17 protein-coding genes are annotated in these 18974 nt (G+C 72.1%); 5 read left to right on the top strand and 12 right to left on the bottom strand.

What is annotated here, in order from left to right; all coding sequences use genetic code 11:
* Window positions 1-49: 49 nt before the first annotated feature.
* The gene (locus ACIRB4_RS06370; RefSeq protein WP_403288843.1) at window positions 50-1165 is read right to left on the bottom strand and encodes a carbohydrate kinase family protein; all 1116 of its coding nucleotides are present in this window, start codon (window positions 1163-1165) and stop codon (window positions 50-52) included.
* Between the two features lie 249 nt (window positions 1166-1414).
* Here ACIRB4_RS06370 and ACIRB4_RS06365 point away from each other — a divergent pair, with 249 nt between their 5' ends.
* Both ACIRB4_RS06365 and ACIRB4_RS06360 read left to right on the top strand, forming a co-directional pair.
* Entirely contained in the window at window positions 1415-2869 is a 1455-nt protein-coding gene (locus ACIRB4_RS06365; RefSeq protein WP_403288841.1) for an MFS transporter, read from the top strand.
* A gap of 154 nt (window positions 2870-3023) precedes the next feature.
* The gene (locus tag ACIRB4_RS06360; protein WP_403288840.1) at window positions 3024-3368 is read left to right on the top strand and encodes a hypothetical protein; all 345 of its coding nucleotides are present in this window, start codon (window positions 3024-3026) and stop codon (window positions 3366-3368) included.
* 55 nt (window positions 3369-3423) lie between these two features.
* Here the strand turns inward: ACIRB4_RS06360 and ACIRB4_RS06355 are convergent, their stop codons facing one another.
* From ACIRB4_RS06355 to hrcA, 8 genes are all read right to left on the bottom strand, one after another.
* Window positions 3424-4140 carry a DUF4232 domain-containing protein gene (locus ACIRB4_RS06355; protein ID WP_403288839.1) on the bottom strand — a complete coding sequence of 239 codons (717 nt, stop codon included), beginning with the start codon at window positions 4138-4140 and terminating at the stop codon, window positions 3424-3426.
* A gap of 309 nt (window positions 4141-4449) precedes the next feature.
* A complete protein-coding gene (locus ACIRB4_RS06350) occupies window positions 4450-5454 on the bottom strand; it encodes an adenosine deaminase (RefSeq protein WP_403288838.1) in 1005 nt (334 codons plus the stop codon).
* A 4-nt stretch (window positions 5455-5458) separates the two neighbouring features.
* Complete coding sequence (locus tag ACIRB4_RS06345) at window positions 5459-6361, bottom strand: ribonuclease Z (protein ID WP_403288837.1); 903 nt, start codon at window positions 6359-6361, stop codon at window positions 5459-5461.
* A gap of 16 nt (window positions 6362-6377) precedes the next feature.
* Complete coding sequence (locus tag ACIRB4_RS06340; protein ID WP_403288836.1) at window positions 6378-6737, bottom strand: histidine triad nucleotide-binding protein; 360 nt, start codon at window positions 6735-6737, stop codon at window positions 6378-6380.
* Window positions 6738-6840: 103 nt separating this feature from the next.
* On the bottom strand, window positions 6841-7584 hold the full coding sequence (locus ACIRB4_RS06335) for a 16S rRNA (uracil(1498)-N(3))-methyltransferase (protein ID WP_403288835.1): 744 nt from the start codon (window positions 7582-7584) through the stop codon (window positions 6841-6843).
* Complete coding sequence (locus tag ACIRB4_RS06330) at window positions 7581-8654, bottom strand: nitronate monooxygenase (RefSeq protein ID WP_403288833.1); 1074 nt, start codon at window positions 8652-8654, stop codon at window positions 7581-7583. Before ACIRB4_RS06330 ends, ACIRB4_RS06335 begins: the two co-directional genes overlap by 4 nt.
* A 100-nt stretch (window positions 8655-8754) precedes the next feature.
* Window positions 8755-9894: a molecular chaperone DnaJ gene (gene dnaJ, locus ACIRB4_RS06325; RefSeq protein WP_403288832.1), complete on the bottom strand. Its 1140-nt coding sequence runs from the start codon at window positions 9892-9894 to the stop codon at window positions 8755-8757.
* Complete coding sequence (hrcA, locus tag ACIRB4_RS06320; RefSeq protein WP_403288831.1) at window positions 9895-10911, bottom strand: heat-inducible transcriptional repressor HrcA; 1017 nt, start codon at window positions 10909-10911, stop codon at window positions 9895-9897. It lies immediately after the preceding gene.
* 164 nt (window positions 10912-11075) lie between these two features.
* On the opposite strand from hrcA, the gene ACIRB4_RS06315 reads away from it, so the two are divergent.
* Window positions 11076-11795, top strand: a complete 720-nt coding sequence (locus tag ACIRB4_RS06315; protein ID WP_403288830.1) for an MBL fold metallo-hydrolase — start codon at window positions 11076-11078, stop codon at window positions 11793-11795.
* A gap of 10 nt (window positions 11796-11805) precedes the next feature.
* Window positions 11806-12609: a DUF3097 domain-containing protein gene (locus ACIRB4_RS06310; protein ID WP_403288828.1), complete on the top strand. Its 804-nt coding sequence runs from the start codon at window positions 11806-11808 to the stop codon at window positions 12607-12609.
* A gap of 134 nt (window positions 12610-12743) precedes the next feature.
* Here ACIRB4_RS06310 and hemW read toward each other — a convergent pair whose 3' ends face one another.
* The 3 genes from hemW to lepA form a co-directional block, all read right to left on the bottom strand.
* On the bottom strand, window positions 12744-13976 hold the full coding sequence (gene hemW, locus ACIRB4_RS06305; RefSeq protein WP_403288827.1) for a radical SAM family heme chaperone HemW: 1233 nt from the start codon (window positions 13974-13976) through the stop codon (window positions 12744-12746).
* Window positions 13977-14066: 90 nt separating this feature from the next.
* The gene (locus ACIRB4_RS06300) at window positions 14067-15941 is read right to left on the bottom strand and encodes an AMP-dependent synthetase/ligase (RefSeq protein ID WP_403288826.1); all 1875 of its coding nucleotides are present in this window, start codon (window positions 15939-15941) and stop codon (window positions 14067-14069) included.
* Window positions 15942-16219: 278 nt separating this feature from the next.
* Window positions 16220-18091: a translation elongation factor 4 gene (gene lepA / locus ACIRB4_RS06295; protein ID WP_403288824.1), complete on the bottom strand. Its 1872-nt coding sequence runs from the start codon at window positions 18089-18091 to the stop codon at window positions 16220-16222.
* A 185-nt stretch (window positions 18092-18276) separates the two neighbouring features.
* Between lepA and rpsT the strand changes: the two genes are divergently transcribed.
* Window positions 18277-18543, top strand: coding sequence for a 30S ribosomal protein S20 (rpsT, locus tag ACIRB4_RS06290; RefSeq protein ID WP_137989361.1), 267 nt, complete (start codon window positions 18277-18279; stop codon window positions 18541-18543).
* The last annotated feature ends 431 nt before the right edge of the window (window positions 18544-18974 follow it).

Raw genomic sequence — 18974 nt, 5'->3', positions numbered from 1 at the left:
AACCTCTGGATACAAGCCTACGACCTGGCGGTGACAAGGCCGAAGCCTTTTACGAGCGCGGTGCTCCGAAGCCGATCGTGGGCACGGCCCGGCGCAGCGGCCAGGGCCGGGCCTCGGCCGGGAGCAGCGGCTCCAGGAAGGCGTAGCGGCCGCGCAGGGCCTCCGGGTCCTGGCAGACGTGCCCCTGGACGTGCTGCCACCAGGCGGCGACCTCACCCCAGCCTGGGGCGGAGAGCGAGCCGCCGAACTCCTGCACCGACAGTGCGGCCGTCAGCCCGGCGAAGGCCAGCCGGTCGGCGAGCGGCCAGTCGGCGAGGGTTCCGGTGACGAATCCGGCCACGAACACGTCCCCGGCGCCGGTGGGGTCCAGGGCGGAGACCTGGATGGCCGGGACCTCGGCGGTCTCGCCGGTGCCGCCGTCGACCGCGTAGGCCCCCTCGGAACCCAGCGTGACCACGGCGTAACGGACCTTGTCGGCGAGGGCGCGGGCGGCGGCGCGGGGGCAGTCGGTACGGGTGTAGCGCATCGCCTCCTGCGCGTTGGGCAGGAACGCCTCGCAGTGCTCCAGGTCGGCAAGCCCGGCCAGGTCCCAGCGTCCGGTGTCGTCCCAGCCGACGTCGGCGAAGACCTTGGCCCCGCCCCGCGCGGCCCGGGCCACCCACTCCTCGCGGCGCCCGGGCACGAGGGAGGCGACGGCGGCGCGCGCGTGCGGGGGGTAGGCGGGCAGGGCGCCGTCCAGGGGCGGGGCCTCGTGGCCGTGGGAGACCATCGTGCGCTCACCCTCGTACGCCATGGAGACGGTGACCGGGGAGTGCCAGCCGGGCACGGTCCGGGAGAGCGAGAGGTCGATGCCCTCGCCCTGTTCGAGGGCGTCCCAGCAGTACTCGCCGTAGTGGTCGTCGCCGAAGGCGGCGGCGAGCGAGGTGCGCAGCCCGAGGCGGGCGAGCGCGGTGGCCATGTTGGCGACGCCGCCGGGGCTGGAGCCCATGCCCCGCGCCCAGGACTCGGTGCCGCGCACGGGGGCGCTGTCGAGTCCGGTGAAGATGATGTCGAGGAAGACCGTGCCGGTGAGGAAGACGTCGCAGCGGGGGTCGGTCGGCTCCCGGAGGCGCACCAAAGGGTCGACCCCGGCGTCGTGTTGCTGGTCTCCCCTTGCTGTGGTCACGGCGGCCTCCCCGAACGTGGTGCGGATCAGCTCAGTGTGCCTGATGGGGGTGGCGTGACGGGGTTGGCGCAGCTGGGAGACGAGCGGTGTTACCCGGCGATTCCGATCCCAAACCAAAAGTGTCCTAGATCACAGTCGCAGAGAGGGGTAGCGGCTTCTCCGAGGGCTCCATGCCTTGATTACATATGACCGCGATCCCGTGCAACACCGGGCGCTCCACCCCCTCTTCTTCCTTTCCCTGGAACGCCCATGTCGTCGCGCCCGCGCGCCCTGGCGCCTCTCGTCGCCCTGTTCACGGCCGGTTATGTCGCCCCGTACCTGCTGCCGACCGTCGTCGGCCGGCTCTCCGCCGGACTCGGCCTCACCCCCGCCCAGGCGGGTCTGGTGGGCTCGGTCCTGCTGCTCGCCTCCGCCTCCGCCGGTTTCACGCTGGCCGCGCGCGTGGAGCGGCTCGGCCCGCGCCGGGTCGCGCGGATCGGTCTGCTGGCCATGTGCGCCGGTTACGGCACGGCGGCGCTGACCGCGGCCGTGCCGCTGGTCGTCGGCGGCGCGGTGGTCGGCGGTTTCGGCTCCGGTACCGCGACGGCGGTGGCCGCGACCGGCATCGCCGCGCAGCGCGATCCGCACCGGGCCTCGACGCTCGGCCTCCTGTCGGTCTCGGCGGCCGCCGGCGCGCTGTATCTGACGCTGCCGCACCTCGGCGGGGGCCACGCGCTGCCGTTCGCCGCGATCGCCCTGACGGCGGCGCTGGTGTGGCCGCTGACGGCCGGCCTGCCGGACGGGCGGGGCGGTCACCGGGCCGGCTCGACGATCCACCGGGGCCGCATCGGCCGCATCGGCCGGGCCGCCGCCGCCTCGGCGGCGCGGACGTCGGACGCCGGTTCCTCCTCGGCGGCGCGCACGCCGGACATCGGCGCCTCCTCGCTGCCGGACGGTCCAGCCGCCGGGTCGTCCCCGATGCCCCACCGGCGCTCGGGCATCGTGCTCGCCGCGGCGATCCTCCTCTGGTCGATGGCCCAGAACGCCCTGTGGGGCGTGAGCGGCCGGATCGGTCTGACCCAGGCCGGGCTGACCGAGGTCACCGTCGGCGCCGTCTTCGCCGCGGCGCTCGGCGCCGGTCTCCTCGGGGTCACCGCGGCGGGCGCGCTCGGCGCCCGCCTGGGCCGGGCCGTGCCGATCGGGGCCGGCACGGCGGTCATCGCCTGCTGCGTGCTGCTGAGTTCGGCGGCCGGGAGCCTGCCCGCCTTCGCGACCGGCGAGATCCTCTGGAACCTCTGCTACCCGGTGGTGCTGTCGTACCTGCTGGGCCTCGCCGCCTCCCTCGACCCCCGCGGCCGCTGGGCCGTCCTGGTCGGCTCGGCGTCCTCCCTCGGCGTGGCCTGCGGCCCGGTCGTCGGCAGCGTCCTCTCGGAGGCCGCCGGGTACCCGGGCATGGGCCTGGTCCTGTGCGCCGTGCTCCTGGTGCTCGCGGTCCCGATGACCGCGGTCGCCCTGCACACCTCCGGCCGCCCCCTGGTCCCGGGCTCCGTCCGCCGCCGCGGCGGCGCCCCGGCGGCGGTGGTCGCGGGCACCACGACCGCCTCCACGGGCCTGCTCCCCCAGATGGGCGCCCCGGAACAGCAGGTCACAGAGGTCCCGGTGCCCGCCAACCCCCGCGTCGCGCAGCGCTCCTTCCGCCTCGCCCGCCCCAACGACCGCGGTTAGGCCGTGTGTCCCGGTCTGTCTCCCGGAACGGGGCCGGTCTTTGTGTGACGAGATGGGATAGGGGACATTCGGGTGGTGAACGGGACGTACCGCAACCGCCGCCGGGTGCCGCGCCCTCTTCCTGTTCAGTCGCACGACAACTGAGGAGGCACCCATGACCGCGCTCCAGACGTTCACCACGGTCCCGACCGCGCTGTCGGACCTCGACCCCTACCGCTTCCCCGCCATGTTCGACCACGACCTTCCCGAGGAGCCGCGCACGGCCCACGGAGACATGGACATGGACTCCGGCGACTACACGCTGCCCGCGCCCGCACCGGCCAGCCGGCTGCCGCTGCCGCTGGAGCCGGAGGACCGCCGGCGCCTGGATCTGCACGCCGCGCTCACCACGGCGGGCATCGCGCCCCTGCCGGGCGACCTCGCCGCCATCGAGGCGCTGTGCAGGCTGGACGACGCCACCCACATCGCGCTCCAGCGGTGGATCACCCGGATCGTCTGATCCGGTTCCGGGTGATCCGGTGCCGGATGATCCACCGCGGACGCGGGCCGACCGCTCAGAAGTCGTCGGCGCCGTTGCGCAGCTGGGGCGTCCAGTAGCCGGTCGCCCACTTCGCCGGATCGACGGCGATGCCGCCCTCGCCGGGAGCACGCACCGCGATCACCTCGTCGCTGCCCCGGAGCGTCACCGCGAAGTCCGTCACCGGCTCGGTGTGCTCGTCCACTCCGCCGTCCGAGAGCTTCACCCGTGCGTACGCGGGGGCGCCCGCGGCCAGGACGACGGGTGCGGCGGGCCTGCTCTTGGCGACCGCCGGCACGTTCTCCCGGTGGCTCTCCAGGAACTGGATCTCCGGGAAGCCCGTCAGCCGGCAGCTGTGCCGCGAGGTGTTCTTCGCCGTCAGGACGATGTGGGTGTAGGGCGGCCCGTCCTGCCGGGCGGCGCTGATGGCGATGGACTTCGGAGTGCAGACCGGGGTGCTCGCGGCCGTGGGCGAGGTGGCTGCCTTCCCGGTGCCGGCGCCCCGCGTGGCGCCGGCGTTCTTCCCCGTGCCGGTGCCGGTGCCGGTGCTCCCCGGCGTACCGGTGCTCGGTGACGCCGACTCCGCAGACTCCGCGGCGGGCGCCGACGAGGCCGGAGCCGGTGCGGAGCTGTCGGCCGCGGAGCCCGCCGACCTGACGCCGGAACCATCCCCGCCGCAGGCGGTGACGGTCAGGGTGAGCACGGCGGTGGCGGCCGCGGCGAGGACGGTGGTGCGGTTGCGGAACGTACGCATGGGTGTTTCCCCCGTGAGTGTCGGTGGTTCTGTCGGTGCGCCGCCAGGTGGCCCGGCGGTGCTGGACACGACACTGACCGGAGCCCGGCGGCCGCCGCCAGGGCCGGCCGCCGACGCGGGAAGCCGGAACGTTCCAGGGCATCTGACCTGCGCAGACGCGCCGCCCTGGAAGGGTGGAACGGGACGGCCGGGCAGCCGGGAACGGACAGGTCGGGGCCGGTGCCGGCTGCGCGAAAACCCGACGGGGCCGGGACGGGCCATGCCCCGCCCAGCCCCGTACGCACGCCGTCGGACCGTCCTCGCCCCGCGCTACTCCGCGTCGAAGTCGTACGCCTCGACCTCGGCGAGGTACCGCGCCCTGCGCCCCTCGTCGTCGTCGAGGAACGACGCCTCGAAGGAGTTGCGCGCCAGCGTCCGCAGCCGGTCGCGGCTCAGCCCGAGCGCGCCGCGCACCGCCTCGAACGTGTCGCCGACGTAGCCGCCGAAGTAGGCGGGGTCGTCGGAGTTGACCGTCACCATCAGGCCCGCGTCCATCATCGGAACCAGCGGATGGTCCTCCAGGACGTCGATCGCCCTCAGCCGTACGTTCGACAGCGGGCACAGCGTGAGCGGCACCCGCTCGCGGGCGAGCCGCTCCACCAGCTCCGGGTCCTCCATCGCGCGCAGGCCGTGGTCGATCCGCTCCACGCCGAGCACGTCCAGGGCCTCGCGGATGTAGGCCGGCGGGCCCTCCTCGCCCGCGTGGGCGACCTTGCGCAGGCCGAGCGCCTCGGCCGCCGCGTACACCTCGCGGAACTTCGACGGCGGGTGCCCCACCTCCGCCGAGTCCAGGCCGACGCCCGTGATCCGGTGCAGATACGGCTTGGCCGCCTCCAGGGTCGCCATCGCCGACTCGGCGGGCTCGTCGCGCAGGAAGCACATGATCAGCCGGGTGGAGACGCCGTACCGCTCCTCGGCCCCGTCCAGCGCCCGGGCCAGGCCCTCGATCACGGTGCCGATGGCCACCCCGCGTGCCGTGTGCGCCTGCGGGTCGAAGAAGATCTCCGCGTGCCGGACGCCCTGTTCGGCGGCCCGTGCCAGATACGCGTCGGTGAGCTCGGTGAAGTCCTCCGCCGTGCGCAGGACGGCCATGAGGCCGTAGTACAGGTCGAGGAAGGACTGCAGATCGCTGAAGAGGTACGCCTCGCGCAGCTCCTCGGTGTCCGCGAACGGCAGGGTGACGCCGTTGCGGGCGGCGAGCGCGAAGGCGAGCTCGGGCTCGAGGGTGCCCTCGATGTGGAGGTGAAGTTCGGCCTTGGGGAGAGGCTGGGGCATGGCTCTATCTTTTCGGTAGGGGGACCCTCATGAGGTCCTGGGCGATGCTCAGCTCGCCCTCGAACCCGGCCGCCCGCGCCTGGCGCTCGAACTCCGCCGGGTCGCTGTAGCGCTGCGAGAAGTGCGTCAGCACGAGATGCCGTACGCCCGCGTCGCGCGCTACCGACGCCGCCTGTCCGGCCGTCAGATGGCCGTGGTCCACGGCGAGCCGGACGTCCTCGTCGAGGAAGGTCGACTCGATGACGAGCATGTCGGCGCCGTCGGCGAGCGCGTGCACGCCGTCGCAGAGCCGGGTGTCCATGACGAACGCGAACCGCTGCCCGCGCCGGATCTCGCTGACCTCGTCGAGCGTGACCCCGTCGAGGACGCCCTCGCGCTGGAGCCGGCCGACGTCCGGGCCCTTGATCCCGTAGGCGGCGAGCTTCTCGGGGAGGATGCGGCGCCCGTCGGGCTCGGTCAGCCGGTAGCCGAACGACTCGACGGGGTGCGAGAGCCGGTACGCGTCGAGGGTGTACGCGTCGGTGACGGCGAGGGGGCCGTCGGCGGCGACCGGGGCCTCCGTCAGCCGTACGGTCTCGCGGTAGGCCGTCGCGTACCGCAGCCGCTCGAAGAAGCGCTGTCCGCTCGCCGGATAGTGCGCGGTGACCGGGTGCGGGACCTGGTCGAGGTTGATCCGCTGGATCACCCCGGCCAGGCCGAGCGAGTGGTCGCCGTGGAAGTGCGTGACACATATCCGGTCGAGGTCGTGGGCCGCGACACCGGCCCGCAGCATCTGGCGCTGGGTGCCCTCGCCGGGGTCGAAGAGGATGCCCTGGCCGTCCCAGCGCAGCAGATAGCCGTTGTGGTTGCGGTGCCGGGTGGGCACCTGGCTGGCGGTGCCGAGGACGACCAGTTCACGTACGGACACGACCGGTTCTTTCCTCTTATCCAGGGGGCCAGTTGAGGCCGCGGCCGCCCAGCACGTGCGCGTGGGCGTGGAAGACGGTCTGGCCCGCGCCGGCGCCCGTGTTGAAGATGATCCGGAAGCCGCTGTCGTCGACCTTCTCCTGCGCGGCGATCTCGCCGGCCTCGCGCAGCACGTCGGCGGCGACGGTCGGCGCGGCGGCGGCGAGGGAGGAGGCGTCGGGGTAGTGGAGGCGCGGGATGACGAGGACGTGCGTGGGCGCCTGCGGGTTGATGTCCCGGAAGGCGAGGGTCGTCTCCGTCTCGCGGACGATCGTCGCCGGGACCTCCCCCTCCGCGATCTTGCAGAACAGGCAGTCGCTCTGCGGCTCTCCGGCCATGGCCCGGGCCTCCTCGCCTTCGATGATCAGTACACGGGCATCGTATCGGCCACGCCGGGGCCGGGAGTCGCCGTGTGCGGGCGCGGCGCCTCGGACAGGAAGCTCAGGACCAGCGGCCCGTGCGGCCGAGCAGCAGCGCGGTCGCCGCCGTGCCGGCCGTGGAGGTGCGCAGGACGCTGTGGCCAAGCCGGTACGGCTTCGCGCCCGCCTCCTCGAAGAGCGCCAACTCCTCCGGGGCCACTCCCCCTTCCGGCCCCACGACCAGCACGATCTCGCCCTCCGCGGGGAGTGGCGCGTCGGCGAGCGCGCCGCTGGGATGGGCCCGGTCCTCGTGCAGGACGGCCGCGAAGTCCGCCCCCGCGAGGAGCGCCGCCACCTGCTTGGTGGTCATCGCGTCGGCGACGTCGGGGAAGCGCGTACGACGCGACTGCTTGCCGGCCTCGCGCGCGGTGGCCCGCCATTTGGCGAGCGCCTTCAGGCCCCGGTCGCCCTTCCACTGGGTGATGCAGCGGGACGCGGCCCACGGCACGATCGCGTCGACACCGGTCTCGGTCATGATCTCGACGGCGAGTTCGCCCCGGTCGCCCTTGGGCAGCGCCTGGACGACGGTGATACGGGGCGTGGGCTCCGGCTCCTCGTACGTCCCCGAGACCTCGACGGTCAGCCGGTCCTTGCCCTCGGCGGCGAGGACGACGCAGTCGGCCCAGGTGCCGCGCCCGTCCGTGAGGACGAGCTCCTCCCCCGCGCGCAGGCGCTTCACGGAGACGGCGTGGCGGCCCTCGGAGCCGTCCAGGACGAAGCTCCCGGTGCCGGGGACGGCGTCGACGACGAAGACGGGTGCGGTCATGTCAGGTTCCTCTGGGCGAGCGCGGAGAGCGCGGTGTCGAGTTCGGCGGCCAGCACCTCGACGAGCTGTCCCGCCGGGAGTTCGCGGGCGAGCCGGTGCCCCTGGCCGGCCCACAGGGCCATGCCCTGTGCGTCGCCCGCGGTGGCGGCGGCCTTGCGCAGCGGGGCCGTGAGGTGGTGGATCTCGGGGTATCCGGCGGGGGCGTACGGGCCGTGCTCGCGCATGAAGCGGTTGACGAGGCCGCGCGCCGGGCGGCCGGAGAAGGCCCGGGTGAGTTCGGTGCGGGTGAAGAGCGGCTGGGTCATGGCCCGCTTGTGCAGCGGATGGGCGCCCGATTCCGGGGTGACGAGGAAGGCGGTGCCGAGCTGGGCGGCGTCCGCCCCGGCGGCGAGCACGGCGGCGATCTGCGCCCCGCGCATGAGCCCGCCGGTCGCGACGATCGGCAGCTGCACGGCCTCCCGGACCTGGGTGACCAGCGTCAGGAGCCCGGTCCCGTCGCCGGCCTCCTGGTCGTCGCGGTGGGTCCCCTGGTGCCCGCCGGCCTCGACGCCCTGGGTGCAGACGGCGTCGGCCCCTGCCCGCTGGGCGGCCTGGGCCTCCTCGGCGGAGGTGACGGTGACGACGGTGAACGTACCGGCGCGGGCGAAGGCTTCGAGGGTGTCGCGGCCGGGGCAGCCGAAGGTGAAGGAGACGACGGGGACCGGGTCCTCCAGCAGGATGGCGACCTTGGCGTCGAAGGCGTCGTCGCGTCCGCTGTCCGGGTCGCCGAGGGCGGTGTCGTACCAGGTGGCTTCGCCGGCGAGCTGGTGACCGTACATCTCGACGGCGGCGGGGTCGGCGGGCTGCCCGCTCTGCGGCATGAAGAGGTTGACGCCGAAGGGCTGCCCGGTCAGCCCGCGGACCTGCTTGATCTCCTGGTACATGCCGCCGGCGGTCTTGTAGCCGCCGGCCAGGAAACCGAGGCCTCCGGCCTCGCAGACGGCTCCGACGAGCTGCGGACAGGAGGCGCCACCCGCCATGGGGGCCTGCACGATCGGGTATCGGGAGAGATCGTTCAGTGCGGTGGACATGCAGGCATCGTGTCATGAGCGGGTACCGCGTCCGAAACGCCGAGGGCGCCCTCCGCGGTCGGCGGAGGGCGCCCTCGTACGGGCTTCTGCGGGCCGGCGTCTACCGGCCGTTGAACGCGTCCTTGAGACGGGAGAACAGGCCCTGCTGCCCCGGCTGGAACTGGCCGGTCGGCCGTTCCTCGCCGCGCAGCTTCGCCAGCTCCCGCAGCAGGCGCTCCTGCTCCGGGTCCAGCTTCGACGGCGTCATGACCTCGACGTGCACGATCAGGTCACCGCGCCCGCCACCGCGCAGATGCGTGATGCCGCGCCCGTGCAGCGGGATCGACTGGCCCGACTGCGTGCCCGGACGGATGTCGACCTCCTCGACGCCGTCGAGCGTCTGCAGCGGCACCTTGGTGCCGAGCGCGCCCGCCGTCATCGGGATCGTGACCGTGCAGTGCAGGTCGTCGCCGCGCCGCTGGAAGGTCTCGTGCGGGACCTCGTGGATCTCGACGTACAGGTCGCCCGCCGGACCGCCGCCCGGGCCGACCTCGCCCTCGCCGGCGAGCTGGATGCGGGTGCCGTTGTCGACACCGGCCGGGATCTTCACGGTCAGCGTGCGACGCGAGCGGACCCGGCCGTCGCCCGCGCACTCGGGGCACGGGGTCGGGACGACGGTTCCGAAGCCCTGGCACTGGGGGCAGGGGCGGGAGGTCATGACCTGGCCCAGGAAGGACCGCGTCACCTGGGACACCTCGCCGCGGCCGCGGCACATGTCACAGGTCTGCGCGGAGGTGCCGGGTGCGGCGCCCTCTCCGGAGCAGGTGGTGCAGACGACGGCCGTGTCGACCTGGATGTCCTTGGTCGTACCGAAGGCGGCCTCGTTGAGGTCGATCTCCAGCCGGATCATCGCGTCCTGGCCGCGGCGCGTCCGCGAGCGGGGCCCGCGCTGCGACGCCGTACCGAAGAACGCGTCCATGATGTCCGAGAAGTTCCCGAAGCCGCCCTGGCCGAAGCCACCGGCGCCACCGGCACCGCCGGAGGCCGAGAGCGGGTCGCCGCCGAGGTCGTAGACCTGCTTCTTCTGCGGGTCCGACAACACCTCGTAGGCGGCGTTGATCTCCTTGAACCGCTCCTGCGTCTTCGGATCGGGATTGACATCCGGGTGCAGCTCGCGGGCGAGCCGCCGGAATGCCTTCTTGATCTCGTCCTGGGACGCGTCGCGGCGCACGCCGAGTACGGCGTAGTAGTCCGTGGCCACTTACGACTCCGCCAGGATCTGTCCGACGTAACGTGCCACTGCGCGTACCGCTCCCATCGTTCCGGGGTAGTCCATGCGGGTCGGTCCGACCACGCCGAGTTTGGCGACTGCCTCGTCGCCCGAACCGTAGCCGACCGCGACGACGGACGTGGAGGTGAGTCCCTCGTGGGCGTTCTCGTGCCCGATCCGTACGGTCATGCCCGAGTCCTTGGCCTCGCCGAGCAGCTTGAGGAGCACGACCTGCTCCTCCAGAGCCTCCAGGACGGGCCTGATCGTGAGGGGGAAGTCGTGCCCGAAGCGGGTGAGATTGGCGGTGCCGCCGATCATCAGCCGTTCCTCGTGCTCTTCCACCAGGGTTTCCAGCAGGGTCGCGAGAACCGTCGAGACCGTGCCGCGGTCCTCCGTCTCGAAGGACTCCGGGAGATCCTGCACCAGCTGGGGCACGTCCGCGAAACGGCGGCCGACGACCCGGCTGTTCAGCCGGGCCCGCAGATCCGCCAGCGAGGTCTCGCCGAACGGCGCCGGGCAGTCGATCATCCGCTGCTCGACCCGGCCGGTGTCCGTGATCAGGACGAGCATCAGCCGGGCGGGGGCCAGTGAGAGCAGCTCCACGTGACGGACCGTCGAGCGGGTCAGCGACGGGTACTGCACGACGGCGACCTGGCGGGTCAGCTGCGCGAGCAGCCGGACCGTACGCCCGACGACGTCGTCGAGGTCCACGGCACCGTCGAGGAAGTTGTGGATGGCACGCCGCTCGGGCGTCGACAGCGGCTTGACACCGGCCAGCCGGTCGACGAACAGGCGGTAGCCCTTGTCGGTCGGGATTCGTCCGGCGCTGGTGTGGGGCTGGGCGATATAGCCCTCGTCCTCGAGGACGGCCATGTCGTTGCGAACGGTGGCGGGCGAGACGCCGAGCTGGTGACGCTCCGTGAGCGCCTTGGAGCCCACGGGCTCCTCCGTCCCCACATAGTCCTGGACGATGGCGCGCAGCACCTCGAGTCTGCGTTCGCTGAGCATGGGCGCACACCTCCAGCTGTCGTTCCGGTTGCTCCGTGTTTGGCACTCGCCCTGTCCGAGTGCCAGGAAACCCCCGGCCAGTGTACGGCGGTGGTCGTCGTTCCTGGCAAGGCGGAGGCGAGGGAGTCGCTCCTCACCCCCGCGTCAGCGGATAGCGTCGCCGCATGGATGTCGCTTGGGAAGAGTTCGGCTGGGAGCGGCTCGCGGACGGGGTCGGGCGGCGGCGACTGCCCGGCTGGGACGCCACGGTGGGCCTGGTGCTCGGTGAGAGGGCGGTGCTGCTGTACGACACGGGCGCCACGCTCCGCGAGGGCGCCGAGCTCCGGACGCAGGTGGAGGCGATGACCGGCCGCAAGGTGACGCACATCGCACTGAGCCACCCGCACTTCGACCATGTGCTGGGCACGGCGGCGTTCTCGGGGGCGGAGGTGTACGGCGCGGTGGGCGTCGACGAGCTGATGCGCCGGGAGCGGCACGCGTTGCGGGCGGACGCGGTACGGCACGGGGTCGACGAGGCCGCCGCGACGGAGGCGACCGACGTGCTGGTGGCGCCGCGCCACACGGTGTCCGGCGAGTGGACGCTGGAGCTGGGCGGCCGGCAGGTGCTGCTCGCCAATGTGGGGCCCGGTCACACGGGTCACGACCTGGTGCTTCTGGTACCCGGCGCCCCGGAGGTCGTCTTCTGCGGCGATCTGGTCGAGGAGTCCGGGGAGCCGCAGGCCGGGCCGGACGCGATCGGCACGCACTGGCCGGCGGCGCTCGACCGGCTGGTGGCGCTGGGCGGCGAGGACGCGGTGTACGTGCCGGGGCACGGGGCGGTCGTCGACGCCACGTTCGTACGGAGGCAGCGGGAAGAGCTGGCACGGCGCTTCGGAGTGTCATAACGTCGCGCGAATGCGGAGCTACAACCCGGACCTGACGCCCCCTTGGAAGAAGTCGGCCCCGGTGCCCGAGGTCCCGGCGGACGCCGACCTCGTGGTGGAGGAGGTCTCGACGGGCTTCTGCGGGGCGGTGATCCGCTGTGAGGCGGGCACGGTGACCCTGGAGGACCGATTCGGCAAGCACCGGGTCTTCCCGATGGAGCCGCGGGGCTTCCTCCTGGAGGGCCGTGTGGTGACCCTGGTGCGTCCCGCGGCGGCGGCGCCCTCCCGCCCCGCCCGTACGGCCTCGGGCTCGATCGCGGTCCCTGGCGCGCGGGCCCGGGTCGCCCGGGCGGGCCGCATCTATGTGGAGGGCCGCCACGACGCCGAGCTGGTGGAGCGGGTGTGGGGCGACGACCTGCGCATCGAGGGCGTCGTGGTGGAGTACCTGGAGGGCGTCGACGACCTGCCGTCCATCGTGGCCGACTTCGCCCCGGCGCCGGACGCGCGGCTCGGTGTGCTGGTCGACCACCTGGTGGAGGGGTCGAAGGAGTCCCGCATCGCGGCCCGGATCTCCTCCCCGGACGTCCTGGTCGTCGGCCACCCCTACATCGACGTGTGGGAGGCGGTGAAGCCGTCCTCCGTCGGCATCCCGGCCTGGCCGACCGTCCCGCGCGGCCAGGACTGGAAGACGGGCGTCTGCCGCGCGCTCGGCTGGCCGGAGAACACGGGCGCGGCCTGGCAGCACATCCTGTCGAAGGTCCGCTCCTACAAGGACCTGGAACCGGCCCTGCTGGGCCGGGTGGAAGAACTGATCGACTTCGTGACGGCGCCGTAGGGACCTGACCGGCGGAAGCCCCTTGTGGGCATCTGTTCCGCTGGGGCGGAACGGGTGGGCACAACCCACGGGGGCGGTGCCCTTCCAGGCCCCGCCCCGGGGAGCGGCGCCTTTTCCCCCGGCGGGGGCCGGTCCTAGTCCACCAGCTCCCTCACCACCGCGTCCGCCAGCAGGCGCCCCCGGAGCGTCAGGACGGCGCGCCCCGCCGCGTACGCGGCCGGGTCGAGGAGCCCCTCGTCGCGGGCGCGCAGCGACGCGGACAGGCCCTCGGGGCGCAGGAGGTCCAGCGGGCAGCCCTCACGGAGCCGGAGTTCGAGGAGCACCCGCTCCACGCGCCGGTCCTCCGCCGACAGGATCTCCCGCCCCGCGCCCGGCGACCTCCCCGACGCCAGCGCCGCCGCGTACGCCCCCGGATGCTTCACGTTCCACCAGCGCACACCGCCCACGTGGCTGTGCGCGCCCGGCCCCGCGCCCCACCAGTCGGCGCCGCGCCAGTACAGCTCGTTGTGCAGGCAGCGCCCGGCCTCCGTGGTGGCCCAGTTCGACACCTCGTACCACTCGAAGCCGGCCTCCGCGAAGACGGAGTCGGCGATCAGATACCGGTCCGCGTGCACGTCGTCGTCGGTCATCGGCACCTCGCCCCGCCGGATCCGCCGCGCCAGCTGCGTCCCCTCCTCCACGATCAGCGCGTACGCGCTGACATGGTCGGGGCCGGCGCCGATCGCCGCGTCGAGCGAGGCCCGCCAGTCGTCGTCGGACTCCCCCGGCGTGCCGTAGATGAGGTCCAGGTTGACGTGGTCGAAGCCCGCAGCCCGCGCCTCCGCCACGCACGCCTCGGGGCGCCCCGGCGTGTGCGTGCGGTCCAGGACCTTCAGGACGTGCTGCCGCGCGCTCTGCATCCCGAACGAGATCCGGTTGAACCCGCCCGCCCGCAGCTCCGCGAGGTACGCCGGGTCCACCGACTCCGGGTTCGCCTCCGTCGTCACCTCGGCGTCGTCCGCGAGCCCGAACTCGTCCCGGATCGCCGCCAGCATGCGTACGAGATCCCCGGCGGCGAGCAGGGTCGGCGTCCCGCCGCCCACGAACACGGTCCGCACCGGCCGAGGGTCGTCGCCGAGCACCTTCCGGGCGAGCCGGATCTCCTCGGCGACCTGCTCGGCGTAGTTGTCCCGGGAGGCGAGCACGCCTCCGCTGCCGCGCAGCTCGCTCGCGGTGTACGTGTTGAAGTCGCAGTAGCCGCAGCGCGTCGCGCAGTACGGCACGTGCAGATAGAACCCGAGGGGCCGCTCGGCCGCCCCTTCCAGGGCGTGCGCGGGCAGCGCCCCGGTCTCGGGCATGGGCTCACCATCGGGCAGTACGGAAGGCATGAGCCCATTGTCCCGTACCGCCCGAGGTGACCGTCCTGCCTGTGGAAAACCCGGCCGCGCCGCGCATCACACCTCGCGCGCCCCCGTCCGTCACGCCTCGCGCGCGCCTGCGTACATCTCGTCGATCAGGTGCTTGTACGTCCGCTCGACCACCGGCCGCTTCAGCTTCAGGGACGGGGTCAGCTCGCCGTGCTCGATGTCGAGGTCGCGCGGCAGGAGGCGGAACTTCTTGATCGTCTGCCAGCGCTGGAGGCCCTCGTTGAGGCGGTCGACGTACCCCTGGATCAGCTTCTCGACCTGCGGGGAGGCGACGACCTCGGCGTAGCTCCTGCCTTCGAGGCCGTTGTCGGCGGCCCAGCCGAGGATGGTGGGCTCGTCGAGGGCGATCAGCGCCGTGCAGTAGTTCCGGTCGGCGCCGTGGACGAGGATGTTGGAGACGAACGGGCAGACGGCCTTGAACTGCCCCTCGACCTCGGCGGGGGCGATGTACTTGCCGCCCGAGGTCTTGATCAGGTCCTTCTTGCGGTCGGTGATGCGGAGGTAGCCGTCGGCGGAGAGCTCGCCGATGTCGCCGGTGTGGAACCAGCCGTCGGACTCCAGGACCTCCGCCGTCTTCTCGGGCAGGCCGTGGTAACCCTCCATGACACCGGGGCCGCGCAGCAGGATCTCGCCGTCGTCGGCGATGCGCACCTCGCAGCCGGGGAGCGGCTTGCCGACGGTGCCGGTGCGGTACGCCTCGCCCGGATTGACGAAGGAGGCCGCGCTGGTCTCCGTCAGGCCGTACCCCTCCAGGATGTGGATGCCGGCACCGGCGAAGAAGTAGCCGATCTCCGGCGAGAGGGCGGCGGAGCCGGAGACGGCGGCGCGCAGCCGGCCGCCGAACGCCTCGCGGAGCTTGGAGTAGACGAGCGCGTCGGCGACCTTGTGCTTGGCGGTGAGGCCGAAGGGGGCCGAGGCGGTGCCGGTGCGCCGGAAGTTGTCCTGGGTGACCTTGGCGTACTCCCGGGCGACGCCCGCCGCCCACTGGAAGATCTTGTACTTGGCGCCGCCGCCGGCCCGGGCCTTGGCGGCGACTCCGTTGTAGACCTTCTCGAAGATGCGGGGCACGGCGGCCATGTAGGTCGGCTGGACCACCGGCAGATTCTCGATGATCTTGTCGACGCGGCCGTCGACGGCGGTGACGTGCCCGACCTCGATCTGGCCGGAGGTCAGCACCTTGCCGAAGACGTGGGCGAGCGGCAGCCAGAGGTACTGGACGTCGTCCTTGGTGACCAGGCCGGTCGCGGCGATGGCCTTGGCCATGTACGACCAGTTGTCGTGCGGGAGGCGGACGCCCTTGGGGCGGCCGGTGGTGCCCGAGGTGTAGATGAGGGTGGCGAGCTGGCGGGAGGTGATGGCCGCGACGCGCTCCTTGACCGCGTCGGGGTTCTTCTCCAGGTACGCCTTGCCGCGCGCCTCCAGGTCGGCCAGGGTCAGCACCCACTCGTCGGTCTCGACGCCCGTGGGGTCGATGACGACGACATGGTGGAGTCCCGGCAGGTCGGCGCGGCGCTCGCGGGCCTTGGCCAGCTGGGCCGCGTCCTCCGCGATCAGGACCTTCGAGTCGGAGTCGGAGAGGATGAACGCCGACTCCTCGGCGTTGGTCTGCGGGTAGACGGTGGTGGTCGCGGCGCCCGCGCACATCACACCGAGGTCGGCGAGGATCCACTCGACCCGGGTGGACGAGGCCAGGGCGACCCGCTCCTCGGGCTGGACGCCGAGGTCGATCAGACCGGCGGCGATGGCGTAGACCCGTTCGGCCGCCTGCCCCCAGCTGAGCGACTTCCAGTCGTCGGGGCCCTGGCCGGAGGCGGCCGGGACCGGGTAGCGATAGGCCTCCGCGTCGGGAGTCCGCTCCACGCGCTCAAGGAAGAGGGCTGCCACGGAGGGCGGCCGGTTCTCGATCAGGGTCTGTGTGTCGCTCACGACGTCCTCCGGGCGGCGGCGGTGCCTGCTGGTGGTGCGATCTTGGCGTGCGTTTCTAACTGATCAGGCGTGTCTAACTGATCCGGCGTGCGTTTCTAACTGGCGAGTAACCTTCGAGCCGGGATCAGAGTAGATGGCCGAAGTCCACCGCGTAAGGCCCTGCGGGCCGCCGCTTGATACCCGGTTGATAACAGAACGAACGCCGAACGGGCCCGCGCACAGTCCGTGCGGGGGCCCGTTCGGTGTATCAGTCAGCTACGCGTCCGCCGACTGGCGGATCACTTCTTGCCCTTGCCGCCCGCGGAGTCGTCACTCGACAGGACGGCGATGAAGGCCTCCTGGGGGACCTCCACGGAGCCGACCATCTTCATCCGCTTCTTGCCTTCCTTCTGCTTCTCCAGCAGCTTCCGCTTACGGGAGATGTCACCGCCGTAGCACTTGGCGAGGACGTCCTTGCGGATGGCGCGGATGGTCTCACGGGCGATGACCCGCGAGCCGATGGCTGCCTGGATCGGGACCTCGAACGCCTGCCGCGGGATCAGCTCGCGCAGCTTGGCGACGAGCCGCACGCCGTACGCGTACGCCGCGTCCTTGTGGGTGACGGCGGAGAACGCGTCGACCTTGTCGCCGTGCAGCAGGATGTCGACCTTGACCAGGCTGGAGGCCTGCTCGCCGGTGGGCTCGTAGTCGAGGGAGGCGTAACCGCGCGTCTTGGACTTCAGCTGGTCGAAGAAGTCGAAGACGATCTCGGCGAGGGGGAGGGTGTAACGGATCTCCACCCGGTCCTCGGAGAGGTAGTCCATGCCGAGGAGGGTGCCGCGGCGGGTCTGGCACAGCTCCATGATCGCGCCGATGAACTCGCTGGGGGCGAGGATCGTGGCGCGTACGACGGGCTCGTACACGTCGCTGATCTTGCCCTCGGGGAACTCGCTCGGGTTGGTGACCGTGTGCTCGCTGCCGTCCTCCATGACCACGCGGTAGACCACGTTGGGGGCGGTGGCGATCAGGTCGAGGCCGAACTCGCGCTCCAGGCGCTCCCGGATCACGTCCAGGTGCAGCAGACCGAGGAAGCCGACGCGGAAGCCGAAGCCGAGGGCGGCGGAGGTCTCCGGCTCGTAGACCAGCGCGGCGTCGTTGAGCTGCAGCTTGTCGAGGGCCTCGCGGAGGTCCGGGTACTCCGACCCGTCCAGCGGGTAGAGGCCCGAGAACACCATCGGCTTGGGGTCCTTGTAACCGCCGAGGGCCTCGGTGGCGCCCTTGTGCAGCGAGGTGATCGTGTCACCGACCTTGGACTGACGGACGTCCTTCACGCCGGTGATGATGTAGCCGACCTCGCCGACGCCGATGCCGTCGGCGGGGGTCATCTCCGGGGACGAGACGCCGATCTCCAGCAGCTCGTGGGTGGCGCCGGTCGACATCATCTTGATGCGCTCGCGCTTGTTGAGCTGGCCGTCGACGACTCGTACGTACGTCACGACACCGCGGTAGGAGTCGTAGACCGAGTCGAAGATCATCGCGCGGGCGGGCGCGTCGGCCACACCGACGGGAGCCGGCACGTTCTCCACGACCCGGTCGAGCAGCGCCTCGACGCCGAGACCCGTCTTGGCGGAGACCTTGAGCACGTCCTCGGGCTGGCAGCCGATGAGGTTGGCGAGCTCCTCGGAGAACTTCTCCGGCTGTGCGGCCGGCAGGTCGATCTTGTTCAGTACGGGAACGATGGTGAGGTCGTTCTCCATCGCCAGGTAGAGGTTGGCCAGGGTCTGCGCCTCGATGCCCTGGGCCGCGTCCACGAGCAGGATCGTGCCTTCACAGGCGGCGAGGGAGCGCGACACCTCGTAGGTGAAGTCGACGTGCCCGGGGGTGTCGATCATGTTCAGGATGTGGGTCTTGCCCTGGCCCGTGCCCTCGGTGGGCGCCCAGGGCAGCCGGACCGCCTGGGACTTGATCGTGATGCCGCGCTCGCGCTCGATGTCCATCCGGTCGAGGTACTGGGCGCGCATCTGCCGTTGGTCGACGACACCGGTCAGCTGGAGCATCCGGTCGGCAAGGGTCGACTTGCCGTGGTCGATGTGCGCGATGATGCAGAAGTTGCGGATCAGCGCCGGGTCGGTACGGCTCGGCTCGGGCACGTGGGTAGGAGTCGCGGGCACGCAGGGTCTCGTCTCGGGGCGATGTCGGATCGATACGTAGGCTCCATGGTCCCACGACCGCGGCGCTGTGCTCGGTTTGGGCGGCACTGAGAGCGCCTGATACCGTGGACAGCTGTGTCTCGTGTGCCCTCTCAGCTACGGGACGCACCCTCTGAAACATCATCGAACCTGAAAAGGCTCTTTTCGTGGCGAACATCAAGTCCCAGATCAAGCGGAACAAGACGAACGAGAAGGCGCGCCTGCGCAACAAGGCCGTCAAGTCCTCGCTCAAGACCGCGATCCGCAAGGCCCGCGAGGCCGTCGCCGCGGGTGACGTCGAGAAGGCCGTCGTGGCTTCTCGCGCCGCCTCCCGCGCGCTCGACAAGGCTGTCTCGAAGGGTGTCATCCACAAGAACGCCGCCGCCAACAAGAAGTCGGCGCTGGCCACCAAGGTTGCCGCTCTGCAGGGCTGAGCTCTGATGTAACGCCGGACGGGACCCAGCGGGCCCTCTCTTCCGCTCCCACCCGGCACCCCGGACTCGCGCGCGACACGCGTTCGCCACGCGTGCGCGAGCCCACCAGCCTCACGCCGAAGGCCCCGCCACTCTCCTTCCCCAGGAGAAGGGCGGGGCCTTCGCCGTTCTCCTGGGGCATGCGGCGCGAGAACGGCGGGGCCTTCGCCGTCCTCGTGGTGCATGCTTCGCGCAAGCTGCCGCAGCCGGCACACAACCCGCGGCGCGAAGCCGCCGCACCCGGCACAGGACCCGCGGCGCGAAGCCGCCGCACCCGGCACAGGACCCGCGGCGCGAAGCCGCCGCACTGGCACGGGGGCGAGGGGCCGCGCCCCGCACGTCTCCTCGCAGCCCCCACCGCCCCCACCGCCCCCGGCAGGGTTCCGGGAAGG

Source organism: Streptomyces sp. NPDC093600 (assembly GCF_044764755.1).
GTDB lineage: Bacteria > Actinomycetota > Actinomycetes > Streptomycetales > Streptomycetaceae > Streptomyces.
Note: the sequence above shows the minus strand (reverse complement) of the source record. Positions and strands in the feature narration are given on the sequence as shown.